Genomic DNA, 1,112 nt, shown 5'->3' with positions numbered 1-1,112 from the left:
CAAGATGAGAGCCGGCGACGGAGCTGCCAATCTCCCCCCTTGAGGGGGAGATGGCCGGCAGGCCAGAGAGGGGGGCCTTGGCGCCAACCCTAGCCGGCAGGGACCAATCCATGCGCCCGCCAATCTCGGCACCCCGCGCCAACAACCCCGCAACCGCCAGCGCTAGCGTGCTCTTGCCCGAACCGCTTTCACCGATGATCGCCAGGCGCTCGCCTTCGAGAACGTCCAGGCTCACACCTTTCAGCGCCACCACCTCGGCGCCGTCGCGCCGATAGGCAACTCTCAGATCGCGAATGGAAAGCAACGCCGTCACGACAGGCTCCTGCGCACCGCGGTGCTTTCCACCACACCTTCGCCGGCGAGATGGACGCCGAGCACCGTCAGCACGAGCGCTACGCCCGGAACGATCGACAGGAACGGCGCGGTGCGCAGCACCGTGCGGCCTTCGGCGATCATGCCGCCCCAGGTGACGCGGTTGGGATCGCCGAGGCCGAGGAAGGAAAGCGCGGCCTCGGTGAGGATCGCAGCCGCGACGATCACCGAGGATAGCGCCAGCACCGGCGGCAAGGCATTGGGCAGCACCTCGCGAAAAGCGATCTCAAGCGGGTGCATGCCGATGACGCGGGCGCCGGCGACGTAGTCGCGCTCGCGGATCGACAGCACTTCCGCGCGGGCGACGCGCGCGGGTCCGGTCCAGGCGCTGAGCGCGATCGCCGCGACGACCGCGCCCAGCGAAGGCCCGACGATGCTTACGAAGGCGAGCGCCAGCAGGAAGCTCGGCACGGTCTGGAAGGCGTCGGTGATGCGCATCAGCACCTCATCGATCAGGCCGCCGGCGAAGCCGGCCAAGGTGCCGACCACGGCGCCGATCAGGAGCGCGGCGGCAGCCGCCGCCAGGCCGACCGCCAATGAGGTACGGGCGCCGTGGAACAGCTCCGCCAGCACGTCGCGGCCGAGCCGGTCGGTGCCGAGCGGCAGCCGCCAGTCCTGGAACGGCGGCAACAGCGCTGGGCCAGCGATCGCCTGCGGGTCGCCGGGAAAGAGCATCGGCGCCGCCAGTGCCATGACGACGAGCAAGGCGAGGATCGAGGCACCGGCGATCGCTTCCGGGG

General features: G+C 70.3%; 2 protein-coding genes. Both read right to left on the bottom strand.

Annotated elements, in window-relative coordinates:
- A partial coding sequence (locus EOA28_RS36555; RefSeq protein ID WP_128315881.1) for an ATP-binding cassette domain-containing protein occupies positions 1–313 on the bottom strand: 313 nt, incomplete at its 3' end.
- Positions 310–1,112: ABC transporter permease (locus tag EOA28_RS36550; protein WP_148671140.1), on the bottom strand; the 803-nt coding region annotated here is incomplete at its 5' end. The genes EOA28_RS36555 and EOA28_RS36550, both read right to left, overlap by 4 nt.

Source organism: Mesorhizobium sp. M2A.F.Ca.ET.067.02.1.1, assembly GCF_004023285.1.
In the GTDB taxonomy this organism is placed as follows: Bacteria; Pseudomonadota; Alphaproteobacteria; order Rhizobiales; family Rhizobiaceae; genus Mesorhizobium.
Note: the sequence above shows the minus strand (reverse complement) of the source record. Positions and strands in the feature narration are given on the sequence as shown.